This is a genomic window from Streptococcus salivarius, assembly GCF_000785515.1.
Taxonomy (GTDB): domain Bacteria; phylum Bacillota; class Bacilli; order Lactobacillales; family Streptococcaceae; genus Streptococcus; species Streptococcus salivarius.
Genome location: NZ_CP009913.1, coordinates 139,130 through 154,726, shown reverse-complemented (window position 1 = coordinate 154,726; position 15,597 = coordinate 139,130). Strand labels below are relative to the sequence as shown.

At 30.7% G+C, this 15,597-nt stretch carries 14 protein-coding genes and 3 pseudogenes; 2 read left to right on the top strand and 15 right to left on the bottom strand.

The genetic code is table 11. From position 1 onward, the window contains the following. Nucleotides 1-56: 56 nt before the first annotated feature. From SSAL8618_RS00845 to SSAL8618_RS00810, 9 genes are all read right to left on the bottom strand, one after another. Nucleotides 57-743, bottom strand: coding sequence for a response regulator transcription factor (locus tag SSAL8618_RS00845; RefSeq protein WP_038675137.1), 687 nt, complete (start codon nt 741-743; stop codon nt 57-59). Continuing rightward, nucleotides 736-2,334, bottom strand: a complete 1,599-nt coding sequence (locus SSAL8618_RS00840) for a S8 family peptidase (RefSeq protein WP_052124390.1) — start codon at nt 2,332-2,334, stop codon at nt 736-738. Before SSAL8618_RS00840 ends, SSAL8618_RS00845 begins: the two co-directional genes overlap by 8 nt. Before the next feature lies 1 nt (nt 2,335). After that, the gene (locus SSAL8618_RS00835; protein WP_038675135.1) at nt 2,336-3,067 is read right to left on the bottom strand and encodes a NisI/SpaI family lantibiotic immunity lipoprotein; all 732 of its coding nucleotides are present in this window, start codon (nt 3,065-3,067) and stop codon (nt 2,336-2,338) included. A 12-nt stretch (nt 3,068-3,079) separates the two neighbouring features. Then, a complete protein-coding gene (locus SSAL8618_RS00830) occupies nt 3,080-4,300 on the bottom strand; it encodes a lanthionine synthetase C family protein (protein ID WP_038675133.1) in 1,221 nt (406 codons plus the stop codon). After that, complete coding sequence (locus tag SSAL8618_RS00825; RefSeq protein ID WP_052124389.1) at nt 4,257-6,095, bottom strand: ABC transporter ATP-binding protein; 1,839 nt, start codon at nt 6,093-6,095, stop codon at nt 4,257-4,259. Before SSAL8618_RS00825 ends, SSAL8618_RS00830 begins: the two co-directional genes overlap by 44 nt. A gap of 9 nt (nt 6,096-6,104) precedes the next feature. Continuing rightward, the gene (locus SSAL8618_RS00820; RefSeq protein ID WP_230955165.1) at nt 6,105-9,059 is read right to left on the bottom strand and encodes a lantibiotic dehydratase; all 2,955 of its coding nucleotides are present in this window, start codon (nt 9,057-9,059) and stop codon (nt 6,105-6,107) included. A 111-nt stretch (nt 9,060-9,170) separates the two neighbouring features. Beyond that, nucleotides 9,171-9,332, bottom strand: a complete 162-nt coding sequence (locus SSAL8618_RS10260; protein WP_072903626.1) for a gallidermin/nisin family lantibiotic — start codon at nt 9,330-9,332, stop codon at nt 9,171-9,173. 242 nt (nt 9,333-9,574) lie between these two features. Continuing rightward, a complete protein-coding gene (locus SSAL8618_RS00815; protein ID WP_038675129.1) occupies nt 9,575-9,748 on the bottom strand; it encodes a gallidermin/nisin family lantibiotic in 174 nt (57 codons plus the stop codon). A gap of 196 nt (nt 9,749-9,944) precedes the next feature. Next, nucleotides 9,945-10,118, bottom strand: coding sequence for a gallidermin/nisin family lantibiotic (locus SSAL8618_RS00810; protein WP_038675129.1), 174 nt, complete (start codon nt 10,116-10,118; stop codon nt 9,945-9,947). Between the two features lie 277 nt (nt 10,119-10,395). Between SSAL8618_RS00810 and SSAL8618_RS10955 the strand changes: the two are divergent. Together SSAL8618_RS10955 and SSAL8618_RS10950 are read left to right on the top strand one after the other, a co-directional pair. Then, a pseudogene (locus SSAL8618_RS10955) lies at nt 10,396-10,934 on the top strand (transposase); the annotation flags it as partial. Between the two features lie 173 nt (nt 10,935-11,107). After that, nucleotides 11,108-11,359 (top strand): annotated as a pseudogene (locus SSAL8618_RS10950) (IS3 family transposase); the annotation flags it as partial. A gap of 200 nt (nt 11,360-11,559) precedes the next feature. Here SSAL8618_RS10950 and SSAL8618_RS00795 read toward each other — a convergent pair. The 6 genes and pseudogenes from SSAL8618_RS00795 to SSAL8618_RS00780 form a co-directional block, all read right to left on the bottom strand. Further along, nucleotides 11,560-12,261, bottom strand: a complete 702-nt coding sequence (locus tag SSAL8618_RS00795) for a helix-turn-helix domain-containing protein (protein WP_038675122.1) — start codon at nt 12,259-12,261, stop codon at nt 11,560-11,562. Between the two features lie 8 nt (nt 12,262-12,269). Further along, nucleotides 12,270-13,130, bottom strand: a complete 861-nt coding sequence (locus SSAL8618_RS00790; protein ID WP_038675120.1) for an ImmA/IrrE family metallo-endopeptidase — start codon at nt 13,128-13,130, stop codon at nt 12,270-12,272. A gap of 102 nt (nt 13,131-13,232) precedes the next feature. Further along, a complete protein-coding gene (locus SSAL8618_RS10755) occupies nt 13,233-13,655 on the bottom strand; it encodes a hypothetical protein (protein WP_257001911.1) in 423 nt (140 codons plus the stop codon). A 121-nt stretch (nt 13,656-13,776) separates the two neighbouring features. Continuing rightward, the gene (locus SSAL8618_RS10750) at nt 13,777-14,160 is read right to left on the bottom strand and encodes a hypothetical protein (RefSeq protein WP_257001910.1); all 384 of its coding nucleotides are present in this window, start codon (nt 14,158-14,160) and stop codon (nt 13,777-13,779) included. 103 nt (nt 14,161-14,263) lie between these two features. Further along, entirely contained in the window at nt 14,264-14,695 is a 432-nt protein-coding gene (locus SSAL8618_RS10745) for an FRG domain-containing protein (protein ID WP_257001909.1), read from the bottom strand. 7 nt (nt 14,696-14,702) lie between these two features. Beyond that, a pseudogene (locus tag SSAL8618_RS00780) lies at nt 14,703-15,045 on the bottom strand (helix-turn-helix domain-containing protein). Nucleotides 15,046-15,597: the final 552 nt, after the last annotated feature.

The window sequence follows — 15,597 nt, the reverse complement described above, 5'->3', positions numbered from 1 at the left end:
AACCAGTTATGATTTCAACAATAAATTGCCAAATACGTTGGCGTATAGAGTATCGTTTAAACATTCCACTGGTACCCCTTACCTCTAACGGTTTTTATAGGTTCTACACCATAACATGATAGTTTTTTTCTTATTTGATAAATATATTCCGAAATAGAACGAAGAAGTGCATCCGCATCCTCATCATAAACACGTGTATAAATATCATCAATTGTAAATACTTTTCTAGGATGGCTTGATAAAAGTTCCAAAATATCGTATTCCCTACTAGTAAAGGGAATCGTTTTACCATCAATGCAAACACGATTCTCTTCGAGATAGAAGGTTAAAGGTCCAAAGTCACGTCTAACATCAGTAAAGGTTTGGTGTATCCCCCTACGACGCTCCTCACGCTTAATATTTGCTTCTACTTTGGCAACTAGCTGTTTTAAACTAAAGGGTTTAGTAATGTAGTCATCACCACCTACGTCGAATCCAGTTAAAATATCTCTTTCATCATTTTTAGCACTAACAAAAATTATTGGAGTTGAAATAGAATCTCTGATACATTTACAGATATCTGTCCCTTCAATGTTCGACATCATAATATCTAATAATATAACATCAAATCCTTGAAATTCTTGAGTTCGTACTGGAACATTAATTTCTGATCGCGTCTCCACCTTATAGTTTTTTAATCGAAGAGCTGATTCCATCATTTTTAAAATATCAATATCATCATCTACAATAAGAATTTTATGCACTTTCTACCTCCTTATCACTATTATACTTTATAATTAAATTATTACAAATTAATAATGCAGACAAATCAATCATCAAAAAACCAATTAGCAATATATCAGAGCCTACCTTCTCACCCATCGGAGGCAACATTTTATTATTCAGATGATCAATACTAGTATCGGTAATAATATAAGAAAGTTGTTTCGGGACATCCTTTAATTGAAGTGTTATCTTTGAATGATCAATACTCGACTTAGAATATATATTAAAGTTTGATATACTATTTTCTATACTCATATAGAGAAACATATCTGCATTTCCCACATTCAAAAGATCAGTTAATTTTAGTACCTTATTTCCGTTAATAGTCGGTGAGTTTTTAAAAAGAAATTGTTTCAATTGTTCTGGTGACGTAATATGATACTTATCTGCTATTAATGCTATAGCTGAAGCAACTTTCGGAGCAGCAAAAGAATTTCCATACACATACTGATACCACCCTGTAGAACTAGTTGTAAAAATCCAATCTTTTAAATAGAAACCTTTATTTAAAAATTCTATAGGACCATACTTTTTAAGATTAATTGTTGAACCCGCAGGAGCATAGATTGCTTTATCAGTGAAGTTACTAAAGTCTGAAATATTCCCATACATATCGAGTCCTCCGACCGCAACAACCTGGTCGAATATGCAAGGCGCATCCACTACTATCCCTGCTTCTTTTACATGATGAAAACTGCTAAGATAATGCAACATTTGTGAATTATCTTGTTCATTTAAACCCTCATTCCCTAGAGAAGCAACTACAATGGATCCTTTCTCACTTGCATAATCAATGGCATCTTTATATATAACATAAGTCTCCAAATCATTCGTTCCATCATCATAAGAACCTGAAATTAATAAATATTGTCCCATACTAAGTGAAATAACTTTATTACCATCATCAGCTGCTTTTCTTATTGCCCTATTAATCCATTTAGGATCAGCAAGTGAATCTCCAAAGACACGATAAATATTTACAATGATACCTGGGGAGACTCCCAAAACTCGTCCATTCGCTGTTATCTGCCCTACAACTTCGGTACCATGTCCCAATTTATCATTGACATAATTTAGCACCCCTGTTTCTTCTTGTTCTTCACCATCAAAACCATTTTGGGGAACAAAATTTTCTAAATGGCTACCTAAACTATTAGTTAAATCCGGATGATCCAAAGTAATACCTGAATCGATTACTCCAACAGAAATATCCTTAGAAGGAGTGTATTGTTCATAGCTTTTACCATTATCGGTAACATACTGCATGTCCCACTGATAATTCCAAAAACTATGACTCTCTTCATTTATCAGTGTACTATCAGCATTATCACTATCAGTTGACAAGTCATCCCTTAAGCCAGTTTGATTACTAGTATCATTTAATCGATTTGAATCTGAATTGATATTCTTATTTTCTGAAGAGTTTTCCCTCTTGTTTTGTAATTCTCCATCTGTAAATACTTTTGTAGAAACTATCGGACCACCTGGTTCATCTTCGGTATCTGCATAGCTTACTCCTACTGTCCCAATACAAGTTACCAAAAACAATAAAACTATGATTCTTTTCATCCTACTCTTCCTTCATTGCACGCCTGTAAACATTATTAATCTTAACCACAAGGGACTCATCATCTTTTGAATTCTTTATGGAATATACTTCTCCATAAAACCAATTCACTCGATCTTTAGCTTCTCCCTTATTATAAATTGCATAACGCTCCTCATTCGAAATTTTCTTTCCAGTCTCAGCATCAAAGAGTCTTACCTCTGCCAAATTGTCAATATAAACTCCTACCTTATCACTCGATACTTCTTCACTTGTTATGTAATAAGCTTCTCCTCGGTAGAATATTCTCCTACAATTATTATCATCGATTAAAATATCGTCTCCACTGTCCAATTCAATATTTGTGTTTTTGCTACTGAATCTAGATATATTTAACAGATTAGATGTTTGATCTTTCGGAGCAATTTGAAAATACTTATCATCAATACCAATACACAGTAGTTTATCACTTGTTTGAAATATATTCATTATTGCCAGTGTACAACTGTTATTTGATACTTTTGAGAGAATTTTTCCTGTATGAGAGTTAATCCAAATCACTTTATAGTCTTTTACCAAAACATTCCTTATATTATCTTTAGAAATTTCATTATCAGTGATTGAATAATCTTTGTGATTAAACGTTATATGTCTAAAATCTGTTTTAGAAAACTCTATTTTCTCCGTATTATTTAGTCCACATCCTGTCAACAATACAAGTAAAATAGACACTATAATGCTTGTTCGTCGTCCCATTTATATTCCTTTCTAGCTAAAATCTTCAAAAAGTAGTAATGGTTGTTTCCAATATGACAATTTTGTCGAATCTTCAAGTTCATTAAAAGCAAGTAAACATCCACTCAGTCCTTCAAGAAACTCTAATTCATCGTCTCCAAAACTCTTTATTACTTCATCCTCTTTCCCAATAAACTCTTCAATATAGTTATTAAAAGAATTCGTTCCAAGAATTTTTTTAAATAATGAACAGATTTGAATTATTCCAGTATAACCATGACAAAGCATATTTGTGTCTACACCATATAATCTATCCATAGATGCCTTTAATATTTTTTCCGCCTTGTCTTTTAAGTAGGTATCATTTAAAATTAATCCACTATATAAGTAAAATAAGCTTATACCTGGACTACCATAACACCACGCATCTCTTATAAAGTTTGCCTGATGGATAATCTTATTAGTAGTAATCTCTTCCTTAGTTAAAGAATCTTTCCAAATAAACGGTTGCCAATCCGTCAATTCAAAATCTTCATATATATTGAGAATATTCTTAATTGCTATTAAAGTCTGATTATTCCCAAATCCCTTCCTATACGCATAGCATAAAACGCAACCAACACCAGAAAGGCCGTGAGCTAGTCCTAAGTTAAGGCATCCCGTTGGATATACATTATTCTCCAATTCAGACATTTGATTATTTGATTTGATATAAAATTTTAATAGCTTATCTTCCATATTAGCTAAGTTTGATAAGTAATTTACAATCTTTACTTTCTGCTCATCATAGTGAGAATCGTTTAGGAGAAGTAAATAGTTCAGTATTCCTGCCAATCCCTCAATAATATCATAATCTAGAGGTGAGATTTCATCAATATCAATAGATTTAATTTGCTCCTCAACATAATATACTATATAGTCATTAAGACTATTAAAAAGATTATGATAATTAGGTTGCTCTTGTAAATGAAGAATACTTAATGCTATTCCGCTAGCTCCGGAATAAATTGAACCAGTCAACATACCATATCTGGATAATTTATAAACCATATACTCGATGTAAGTTTCTATTTTATTGCTATAATTTGGAAACCCCTCTCGGAGACCATACTCCGCTAGTAAGAGAACAACTCCTGGTATACCACTTGAAAATGTTAGCTCCGTGAAGTCCATTTCATTTCTATTTTCGATAAGTTTACGATCCCACTTTTCAATAATCTTCTCTATAGCCTGTTGTTTTAATTCCGTATTCATTTATTTCCTCATACTGCTGTGATTTATATAGTTCTTTATAATACTTACATCGTGAAAATAATTCACTGTGTGTTCCAATGTCCTCAACTTTTCCTTTTCTCATAACAATAATTCTATCTGCTATTTTAGCTGCTTCTAAATCATGTGATACAAAAATAGAGATATCATTTTTTGACAACTCAATGAAATGATCAAAAATTTCTTTTTGAGATATTGAATCAAGGGCCGAACTTGGTTCATCTAAAATATAGATGGATGATTTTTTAAAGAAAGTTCTTGCTAGAGCAATTTTTTGCCACTGCCCTCCTGACAGTTGTCTACCATTTCTAAACCATGTACCTAATTGTAAATCAAGATCATAGCTACCATTAACTTTAAGAAAATCTAGTCCCAATTTTTCTAATAATTGAATAATTTCGTGGTCCTTTCTCATCGAATTAGTATCACTCAGTCCTATATTCTCTCTTAATGATAACTCATACTTAACATAATCTTGAAAAAGCACTGATATATTCTCTTTATAGAATGTATCATCCAAAAATTTTCCGGACATACCATCATATTCTATTACACCACTTGATGGTGTATATAATCCTGAAATTAATTTAACCAGTGTACTCTTACCTGAGCCATTTCCACCAACAATAGCTACTAATTCACCCCTTGTAAAGGATAAATTGATGTCTTTTAAAGCATAATCTTCTGTATTTGGGTATCTGTAGTTAAGTTGATGAATATTAATTTCATCTAACTTATTTAGATGCGTAATATTAGCTTGTTTGTTCTCTTTCTTTACATTATTAGTCTCCATAAATTCAAATAATTGCTCGATAAATAAACTTGTATTATACACTATATAGATATTTTGAATTAATGACTGTGAGGAACTATTCACTCGTGCAACAACCTGTATTAAACTAACAAAATTACCTATAAGAAGTTTTCCTGCTCTTACATAAATAATAATTGATAAAGCAATAAATAAATTAATTGTATTTAATATGATACCTAAGATTATATTAAAATATGCTTTTTTTCTAGCAATCTTAAGATCCTGCTTGATAAAGCTTTGTTTAAATTTTGAAAATTTCTCAATAAAATAACTACTTAAATCATTTATCTTAATCTCTTTAAATGAAAAATCATGAGTAAGTAGATATCTTATGTACCATGTCTCCCGTTCTTCATTAGCTCTCTCCCATTGAACCAAAAATTCTAATTGACCAATCCTCAAAAACATTACTAAAGAAATAATAGGAATAACTCCTAATAACATAGCCATACTGATATTCCATGTTGCAATGAATATCAAGCTAGATATCATCGTAACTACTGATGATAGCACCTGTAAGATTGCATTAAATAATTGATATGGTTTATAGGTGCTTTCTTGAGTTATTTTCTCAATAATGTTATACATATCAGACTGCTCAAGTTCACTTAACTCAAGGGAGTTAATCGTTTCCATTAATTTTCTATCAATACTATAGGACAGATTGAAATTAAATTTCCCATCAATATAACTCTCAACTTGACCCAACAATGAGATAAGTATTTGCAAAATAAAATAAATAATTACTACAAAAATTAAATAACTTGATGATAAATAAATAGAATTAATCAATTCTTGAAAAATAATAAGACTAACCAATGAAGACATCGCTGTCAAAACATTTAAAATAATTAAATAAATCGCATATCTTTTTTCAATATTGAAAATCAATTTCAATGTATTTGGAATAGTAAGTATAGTCCTAATAAACTGTTTTGCAGTCAGGCTCTCGATTTTGTCCATTATATACTCCTACTTAATATGTGTTTTACTAATGAATATGCGTCGAAGAACAAAATAAATATATTTTTCTTTTTCTCTATCAATCCCAATTAAACGATTATTATGAACATGAATAATACTATCAATTATCGAATAATGTTGTTGCTTTGTAAGTTTATTTAGTAACATTTTATTGTTTAAGCTTTTTATTGGATTTTTTAAGCATAGAAAGAATTTTTCATTACAATTAGCTTCAATAATTTTCTGATACTCCTTAACATCACTATTTATATCTTTATTTTTATCATTTCTCTTAGGACTCACTGTCTCTAAGAAAGAAATAATCTCATGAAGGTCATTATCAAAGAAGAATACAAGATACAAATAAACACTTACAATGGACAGACTGTCTAAGTTAAACCCCATTTCATTTGTTTCACAAATCTTCAATAATCGTGGCATCAATCTTGAATCAGTACAAAAAATTTTTTCGGCTTCCAACAGCAGATCCTCGCCACCATATCTCTCAATCTCACGATCATATGTAGAAATATCTACACTCGAAATCAAACGATTCTTTCTTCCTTCAGAGATAATATTTAAAATTTGTTTATACAAATCAAATAAATTATCACACTTCATGCGTAGTCGAATATGTGAATTGGGATCAGCATACCTAAGATAAAACAATTCTCCTTGATAGCTATCAACTACCTCTTGAATATTAGGTAGATATTCTTTAATAAACTCATTTTGCCTATTATCTCCAATATATAATTTCAAATATAACCATTCATCAAAAGGTAATTTTTCTCGTGATTCTATATCTATTCTCTTAGCATGTGCAGTTATACCAATATCTTTTTTCACATTATTAACAAACGGAATTACTACGTCAGCTACTCTGTCAGTCACTTCCTTTGTAAAAATTCCAAAATCCTGAATATATTCTTGTAATTCTACGATACTATCTTTTTTTAATTTTTTTATTAGCTCATTTTTAATAAATTCAACGTCTAATTTGTCTTTACGTGAAAGTAAAATCCTATTATCTCCATTGATAAGATAAAATTTCTGAGGGATTCGCTTATTTATGAAAAAGGTATTAATATCAGAAAGTTTCTCGATATCTCCTTCACAAATTTTCCATCTAGCAGGAGCAACTATAATATCACCAAACATAATTCTAGGTACATAATCGAAATTGCTATATATTAATTCCCATGGTAAATTGATAGAATCAATATCTAAAGAAATTTCATACAAAAAACGAATTTCATTACAAAATAACATTTTATTATACATATTCGTAACATGAAACTTTACAATATCATTATTTATTATATCTTTGGCGTAAAATTTTTCTTCATTATTTATACCAATATAAATATCTTTCAAATGAATTTGTTTCTTACTATTATTAGTAAATAAAGAAAGAGTTTTATCTCTTACATTCATTGTTCTCATGATATTCCGATGTCTTAAATTTTCAGGAATAAATTCAATCTCACAGGACGTAATTTTCTTAGTTGAATCCTCTTCTTCAATAAAATCTAATAATGATTTTTGATATTTCCTAAGTTCATCTGATAAAATTGAAAAACGTCCTGATGCACTACCAATATCACTTCCACCAACAATATTACTTAATGAGAAAGCTGGTTTTCCATTATTTTCGACAATATTAAAAAATAATTCCAAACCTTGCAAATTAAACTTATTATTCTCTTCTAGTTGATAATAATCCTCAAATTTTTCTAAGTCTATATCTACATTTTCTCTAATTGAATGGATATATTCACTCAGATATTTACTTTGCTCCTGAGTACTATAAAACTCTGTAAGCGGTTCATTCTCGTAGAAATTGCTTTTTGGATGGACATAACCATACGGAGCACCGATTCCAAACGTAGGATCTAATAATTCTAATAACGGAACCTCTTGATCAACTCCATATTTCTCGATAAACTTATCTCTATAATCATCCAAATAGCTGCGTCTAACTGACTTTTGTGTATTTCCTATAAAGTTAGCAAAACGTTCAAGTTCCTTCTTATGTTGAACGTTTAGTTTAACCTTAGAATCACTTAACAAATCAACTTGAAGATAATTTTCATTTTCAACTAGACTAGACATTTTTTGATAAATGTCCAACAACAAGTTTGTTCCTTTTCCGATTTTAAGGGTTTTATACTCATTAATTAAACTTACTATTTGTTTGAAAGAAGAAGTATATTTATCCTCATAGTCAATATTCTGAAGTATTCTTATAAAATTCTCTTGATTAAATCTCGAAACTAAGTCTTTCTGTAAATTAGATAATAAATAATGGTTCTTAATTAGACCCAAAATATACTGTTCTGCCAAACTGCGATACTCAAGTCCATACTCTTTTAAAATTTTATCTAAGATAACTGAATAACTACAGAACTTATCTCTACAAGCTTCTTCAATAATTTTATAAACATTAGTTAATTTGATATTAATTTCTTCTAAATCTGTGTTATTCACTGTATAAAGTTGAAAAATACGATCACCTGATTCAAAGTTCGAACCATTAATACTAAATGAAAGTGACTCATAAAATTCATTCTCTAATTTATAGACAAGTTCTATTAGCCACTGACTGTCAAGTGAAACACATTTAATAGTATTAGAGGATAAGCTACTTTGTCCTTCTTCAGCAAATTTTCCAATTGAAGTTTCACTGAATAAACCAAATGGCGTTGAGCGTTGAAAACTCCTCTTATAGTACTTAAAAATAGACGAAAATAAACTTTTTTCTCTCTTCTTTTTTAGATTGCCAAAACTATATCTTTTTAACGTCTCGAATAGCTTAGGATTAGCTAAGGCTAACTGTTCTAAGAACACCTGATCTAATAAACAGTTTTCAACTAATTGTTGGTACGATATAAATTCTTCATTTTTATATGAACAATATGTATTTCTAACTAAAAAATCTCTAGCTTCAAATGAATTAATCAAAATAATGACTCCTTTATTACTTTTATAAATTATTAAATACCTATTTCCAGTAACTTATAAAAATAGGATAGTGTAAAAATGCACTATCCAACAAAATATTTCAGCGTCTTCCTACCTAGGAAACCTACATCCGTGTGTTAGTAAATTACATCCTAAAATCTTATAAGTCTTACAAGCTTGTGAGCAAAATGAATGACTAGTAATTCGAGTTGAAGCTCCATTATTGCTTTTTGAGACTTCTACCAAGTCTAAATTAAAATCTTTTGTAGCCATTTAAGCACCTCCTTAATAATTTATCAGTATAGTACAGAATACTTGCTAATTAAGTACTAATCTGTTACCATAGTGCGTGTGTAGTAACTTTATATTAATAAATATTTGTAAGATAATATACAGAATTCCTTATTTCTTGATCTTCTATTATTTATACACAATGAGGACTTATGTTTACCTTTAATACTTCAGCGATGAAACTCTCTTAATAAGACTAGAATGTTTTCTAAACTATTATTACGCTATTTACTGACATGGACATGAACATTACATCCAATACTTTGGATGTGACATCCCATAAGTACACCAGTAATGCATCCTGGTGTACAAAGTGAATAGCTAGTAATACGAGCTGAAGCCCCGGTATTGCTTTTTGAGACTTCTACCAAATCCAAGTTAAAATCTTTTGTACTCATTTGAGCACCTCCTTAATAATTTGTTTGTTCTTATAGTATATAAGGCTCGTAGATTAAGATTTTGTCGTTTGTCATAATTCATTATTTTCACACAATAATGAATTATGTGGCTAACGGACATCTTATATTTACCTTTAATATTTCAGTGGTGAAACTCTCTTAATAAGACTATAATATTTTCTAAATTATTATTACGCTATTTACTGACATGGACATGAACATTACATCCAATACTTTGGATGTGACATCCCATAAGTACACCAGTAATGCATCCTGGTGTACAAAGTGAATAGCTAGTAATACGAGCTGAAGCCCCGGTATTGCTTTTTGAGACTTCTACCAAGTCCAAGTTAAAATCTTTTGTACTCATTTGAGTACCTCCTTAATAATTTATTTGTTCTATCGAACATACTTAATATATTATATTAAGTTCAGAATTAGTTCAGAATTAGAATTTCGTTGCTTTTTTTAGTAATAGCACCAATTTAATAGGTGAAAAGGCCTCGCATAAAAATGGATAAATAAGAGTTTGGAGATTACTTGAACTATGTTTTGTTTGTGAAAATAAATTAATCTCTTTCTCTATCATTGAACTGAACCCCAAAAATTAGATTTTTTTCTGTCTAACTTTTGGGGTGTTTTTTTTTATGAAATTGACTTATAAGGACAACTGTCAGATCTATAAACTTAGAAAGGAAGGGGAAAGCTTTAAGCGATTTTCGAATCATTTTGGAGTAGATGTTTCTGATCTAAAGTACATGGTGAGATTAATTGACCGTTATGGAATAAGGGCCGTCAAAAAGGAAGGAATCATTACTATTCTCCTGAATTAAAATAAAAAATCATTGATAAACTTCTGCTTGAAGGTCGTTCACAAAGAAGTGTATCTCTAGATTATGCTATCCTAATAGTAGATGACTTCCAAATTGGATAATACAATATAAGAAAAACGAGTATACTATTGTCGAAAAAATAAGAAGGAAACCACCTAAAATAGGATGTAAACCAAAGAAAAAAACGAAAAAAGATGACAGAATTAGAACGTCTTCAAGCAGAAAATGAGTACTTGAGAGCGGAGAATGCTGTTCTAAAAAAGTTGAGAGTGCTCCAAAGAACAAAAAGAAAAATGGAAATTGTCCGAGATTTGGTAACAGAATTTCCTTTCGACATTCTTCTAAAAGTAATTTAATTAGTTCGTTCAATTCTATTTTACTAGAAAATCTTATGAGTTTTTATTGTGCACTTATATTGTATATTCAAGGTACTTAAATTATATGTTCAAGGGATAAAAAGAGCCAATTATACATGTCACGTAAAGGGATTAGTACATAAAAGGGTATAATGGAATCCTTCTTTGGTATTTTGAAATCGGCAATGTTTTATGGTTATGAGAAGATGTTTAAGTCAATTAACCAATTGAAACAAACTATTGTAGACCATATTGATTATTACAACAAGCGAATTAAGGTAAAACTAAAATGGAAAAGACAATCGCAAGTGACTTCAACCAAACCACACACGATTGCCTCTATACATCGTCTCATTAGAACAATGTATTACCTCATAACGCATAACAAACTTTACGATTATACTTCTACCCAAAATCGGTAAAATCGTTTATGCCATATTATTGTAACGCCTTAGCAAAAAAATCACCAGATACGGTGTTGGTTTAGTATACACTTTTTACACTAAACTTTAGTTCAAAAAAAGACAATTTCCTTAGTTTGACTATGGAACCCAAACTATTTTCCATCAAATACCTTGATATACTTGAGAGTACTTTTATCTAAAATATCTGTTTTAGTAGTTTATCGCTTGCTTCTCCTTTCTTTCAATGGTATGAAATTCCCAACAATGATTCCTACTACTCGTGGGTCTTCATCATATGGGAGAAAGATAGCCCTGTACTTTGGATTAATAGAAACTAATCGCAAACCATTTTCTTCACGGTAAACTCGTTTAATATAGGTTTGGTTATTACATACTACAGCATAGACTGCCCCATCATAATCAAAACCTGTCTCACGGATAAGAGCTACTGAACCATTATGATATTTGGGTTCCATGGAATCCCCAGATACCCAAGAGGCAAAATCATGAGCTAATTCTTCATCAAAGTAGACAATATCATAATCCCTATCATCATAAACTGATGCACCAATACCAGCAGACATTTTTTCGTAAACATGGTACTCATAGAGATTTTCTGAAACTGATATCACTTTTTGAGTTGTCTCTTTTTGTACCAAGTCACGTGCATATTCTACTACTTGATTTTTACCTCTATTCGACAATGTATTATACAGACGAACAATCTCAATTTCTGTAAAATAGCCTTTTGGTACTCTGAGTATTTGTTCTAGCTGATTTACTTTATCTTTGGATGGTGCTTTTACGCCTCGTTCCCATGCAGAATAGGCTTGATAGCTGATTCCTAATTGATCCGCTATATCTTTTTGAGTCATTTTTAGCTCTTTTCTACGAGCTTTTAGTTTTTCTGGTTGATACATATTTCACCTCACATTAATAGTAACTGTAATTCTGCCTTTTTTCTTGCCTCTTCATCTGAGAATTTTTCTTTATCCCAGACATAGGCAATAGACTTTCCTTTGTTATAAACAAGCCACGTTTTTAAATTGATACTGCTTGCTTTTATTGCTTTCCAGTTATCTTGAATCAAGAGATCTGGGTATTCTAGACTCGTTGTAAAACCTACTTTACTCACTCTCTGCTTAACCTGATTAATAAGGGAAGGTTGAAACTGATGGAACTCCTCTATAATTTTTTCTCTAATATCATGAAACAAACGAAAAATAGAAGCGTTTTTCCCTTCAATATAGGCCTCAACTGCTTGTTTGACTTCACTATCTTTGTCAGGATAATATTCCCGTAGAAAGTCCAAAAGACGAAAAAACAAAGCCTGTTTTGAAACTTCGAGACTATTTTGTACTCGTTGAAAAGTCTCGTAGTTATAGTAGATTTTTGATAGAAGAACAATATCAGGCATTAGCACTACAGCGGAAAAAATATTCGCTTCTCGCTCTAGCAAGTTCTCTTGATTATCAATTGATTCTGCAAAATAATTTCCATCATGTTTAAGAATAAAATGTCCTAACTCATGACATAAGGTAAAATTCTGTTTTACCTTTGGATTATCTATCTCATAAGAAAAACTGATTCCCAATTCATCAACTACTGTCAAGCCTTCTATCTTGTGATTAGAAAAGTGGTGGCTAATCACTTGGATTTGATTCTCTTCAATGCAATATTGAAAAAAATAAGTGAAATTATAACCTAATAATGAAATATCGTCATCCTTCATATACTGATATAACTCCTGTTTTGTTGCACTGCTTACTCTTGTATACAATTCATCCAAAGAATGGTACCTCCTTTAAGTACAACCTACAAACTAACTAAACCTTTTAGGTTGAGTTTAGTATATAAAAAAAAGTGGACGCTTGTCCACAATAATTTATATTCACTCTGGACCAAAAATCTCTAAGAAAGTCGGAACATAAATTCTATACTCTTTGGATCTATATAAAAATTGATAAGGTAATATATATTGAATAAAGATATTTTTTATCTCTGAAAACTCAAATACTTTTTTAGGGTAACGACTTAAATCTAAAAATAATTTCCAAGTGTACTTTTTATCTATCATTTGCTGTAGTTCACTGGAAAGATTTTTATCATTACTCTCTTTAATTTCTTTCCTTTTCTTTTCCATAATTTCTTCTATGATATTAAACGGAACATATCCATAGCTTTCTACCCCCATAGAGTCTTTCATTCCTATATAAAGCAATTCTGATACATTACTATCATTAATTTTATTAAACTCAACAATATTTTTGACTACTTCTTTTATCTCTGATTCAGTGTACGGAAAGTAAACCAATGTATCAATTGTTTCATTAATAATACTGTTTAAATTCGAATTTCCAATATCAACTGATATTTTTGTTCCATTTTCTATATTATTACGATTGTTTCTTATAATATTTACTAAATTATTTTCATCATTTTCTATATTTACTTTTTTTTACTATATTTTCCTTAATCGAGCGCTCAAATAATCCCGAAGTTTTACCGAAATCACAAGGCCATTTATTATCTCTTAAGTAGCAAGAAGTAAGAGAATTTCGTGGTCTCAAGACTAATTTATTAGCTTCTTTGAAAATATCTGACGTTTTAAATTCTTTCATTGCTTCAATTGATTTGAACCGTTCTATTTCTGATTCTAGTACATTAGGTTTAGGATAAATAATCTCTGTATTTATTGTATTACTTGAGTATACCTGTCCATCATGTCTAAATTCAAAGTCTGCTTCTCTATCCTTAAAGTAATAGAATGTAACTATATTTAAAAAATCCCAAAGAAATATCCCTTTTTGATTGTTCATTCTTGATAGTTCAGGAATAGAGAAATCAAAGAAAGGATTATAATCAGCAGTCTTTAATCTTTCAAGATTCTCTTTTTGAAAATTTGTTAAGCTATTAGTTTGTTCAAGCAGTCTGACAGCTTTTTTTAATGACAGACTTTATAGATTCTATTTCCTTTCCCGAAATTCTCCATAAATAACCATATTTATATTCTGGATGCATTCCTATTCCATCCGTTGCAAAATAGGCTGCCACCTCAATACTAGTCGTAAAGTCTATGAAGTCTGTTTTGTATCCGTAATGTTGAGCTATAGCAAGACATTTATTCAAGTATTCATCATCATTTTGTAAATTTAAGGTTCTATTTTCTCTAAGTTTCTTCACAAAGAATTCTGTTTTTTCGATTTCTTCGGGACTATTATTAACACGAGAAACTGATGACTGGATGGGCCAACAATGGATTTGACCTCTGTAATAATATTTTTCTCCAGACTTCTTTTCATCCTTTTTTAGTCTTCTTACCAACTCGTTCAATTTACTATATCTTTTAATCATATGCTTCCTAATTCCCTTTATTAAACGCTTTCTTCCGTTCTTCCATAAACTCTATCAACTCTTTTCTAAAAACTTTTTTTTTCTTCTTCAGTCAATCCCTTTGAATTCATACGAAAAAGCAATTCAATATTATCTAACTCATCTGCTTTCTTCTCTGAATTTCCAACTAAATAATCAACAGATACATTCAAAACCTGAGCTATCTTAACTAAATTATCTTGTGTTGGTTTTTTCCTTCCTCTCTCCCAGTCTGCATAAGAAGATTGGACTATTCCCAATTTACCGGCTAGTTCAACTTGTGTCAGATGAGCTTGTTTTCTTAGCTCTTTTAAGCGTTCCGAAAATTCCATTTTAAACCTCAAAAAATATTTTTTACTTTTTTTCAAATAACCCTTGACAAATATCGCCTACAGCGATATTATATATATATAGCTGATAGCGATATTTTTAAAAAAATAATAATCACTATCAGAGTGAGATCATTGACAATTAAATAAAAAGTGCGTCTGACAACCAGAGGACTGACTATCAAACTACACTAAACTTCGTACCTTTATTGTAATTGTTTTGATAAGTAAAGTCAAGTCCGTTAATGGTTGAAGTGAAGATTAAAACAAGTATTTGTGGGCTTCCACGCATTTCGGACCATTAGCACTTTTGCCGAATAGTAAAGTGAACTGGTTGCGCAAGATTGCGTAAGAGAATCCCTAGGGTATGACAAGGACTACCTAAAGAGATTGGCCGGGAAAGCGATGGTAATTCATGCAATGCACCTTGCTAAACGTTGCCACCGTGGAAAGAGGGATCTTTCCAACCAAACAACTTTTCTTTACTGCTGTCTATCTTTTAGATAGACTTACTCTCAAGCTACTAAGTCTTTCTTATATCTTAGTAGCTTTTTT

Excerpts from the sequence above, each read along its gene's own strand:
- SSAL8618_RS00795 (WP_038675122.1), bottom strand. The coding sequence starts at position 12,261 with ATGTATCAACCAGAAAAACTAAAAGCTCGTAGAAAAGAGCTAAAAATG.
- SSAL8618_RS00825 (WP_052124389.1), bottom strand. The coding sequence starts at position 6,095 with ATGGACAAAATCGAGAGCCTGACTGCAAAACAGTTTATTAGGACTATA.
- SSAL8618_RS00840 (WP_052124390.1), bottom strand. The coding sequence starts at position 2,334 with ATGAAAAGAATCATAGTTTTATTGTTTTTGGTAACTTGTATTGGGACA.
- SSAL8618_RS00810 (WP_038675129.1), bottom strand. The coding sequence starts at position 10,118 with ATGAGTACAAAAGATTTTAACTTGGACTTGGTAGAAGTCTCAAAAAGC.
- SSAL8618_RS00830 (WP_038675133.1), bottom strand. The coding sequence starts at position 4,300 with ATGAATACGGAATTAAAACAACAGGCTATAGAGAAGATTATTGAAAAG.
- SSAL8618_RS00835 (WP_038675135.1), bottom strand. The coding sequence starts at position 3,067 with ATGGGACGACGAACAAGCATTATAGTGTCTATTTTACTTGTATTGTTG.
- SSAL8618_RS10750 (WP_257001910.1), bottom strand. The coding sequence starts at position 14,160 with ATGAACAATCAAAAAGGGATATTTCTTTGGGATTTTTTAAATATAGTT.
- SSAL8618_RS10260 (WP_072903626.1), bottom strand. The coding sequence starts at position 9,332 with ATGGCTACAAAAGATTTTAATTTAGACTTGGTAGAAGTCTCAAAAAGC.
- SSAL8618_RS10745 (WP_257001909.1), bottom strand. The coding sequence starts at position 14,695 with ATGATTAAAAGATATAGTAAATTGAACGAGTTGGTAAGAAGACTAAAA.
- SSAL8618_RS00815 (WP_038675129.1), bottom strand. The coding sequence starts at position 9,748 with ATGAGTACAAAAGATTTTAACTTGGATTTGGTAGAAGTCTCAAAAAGC.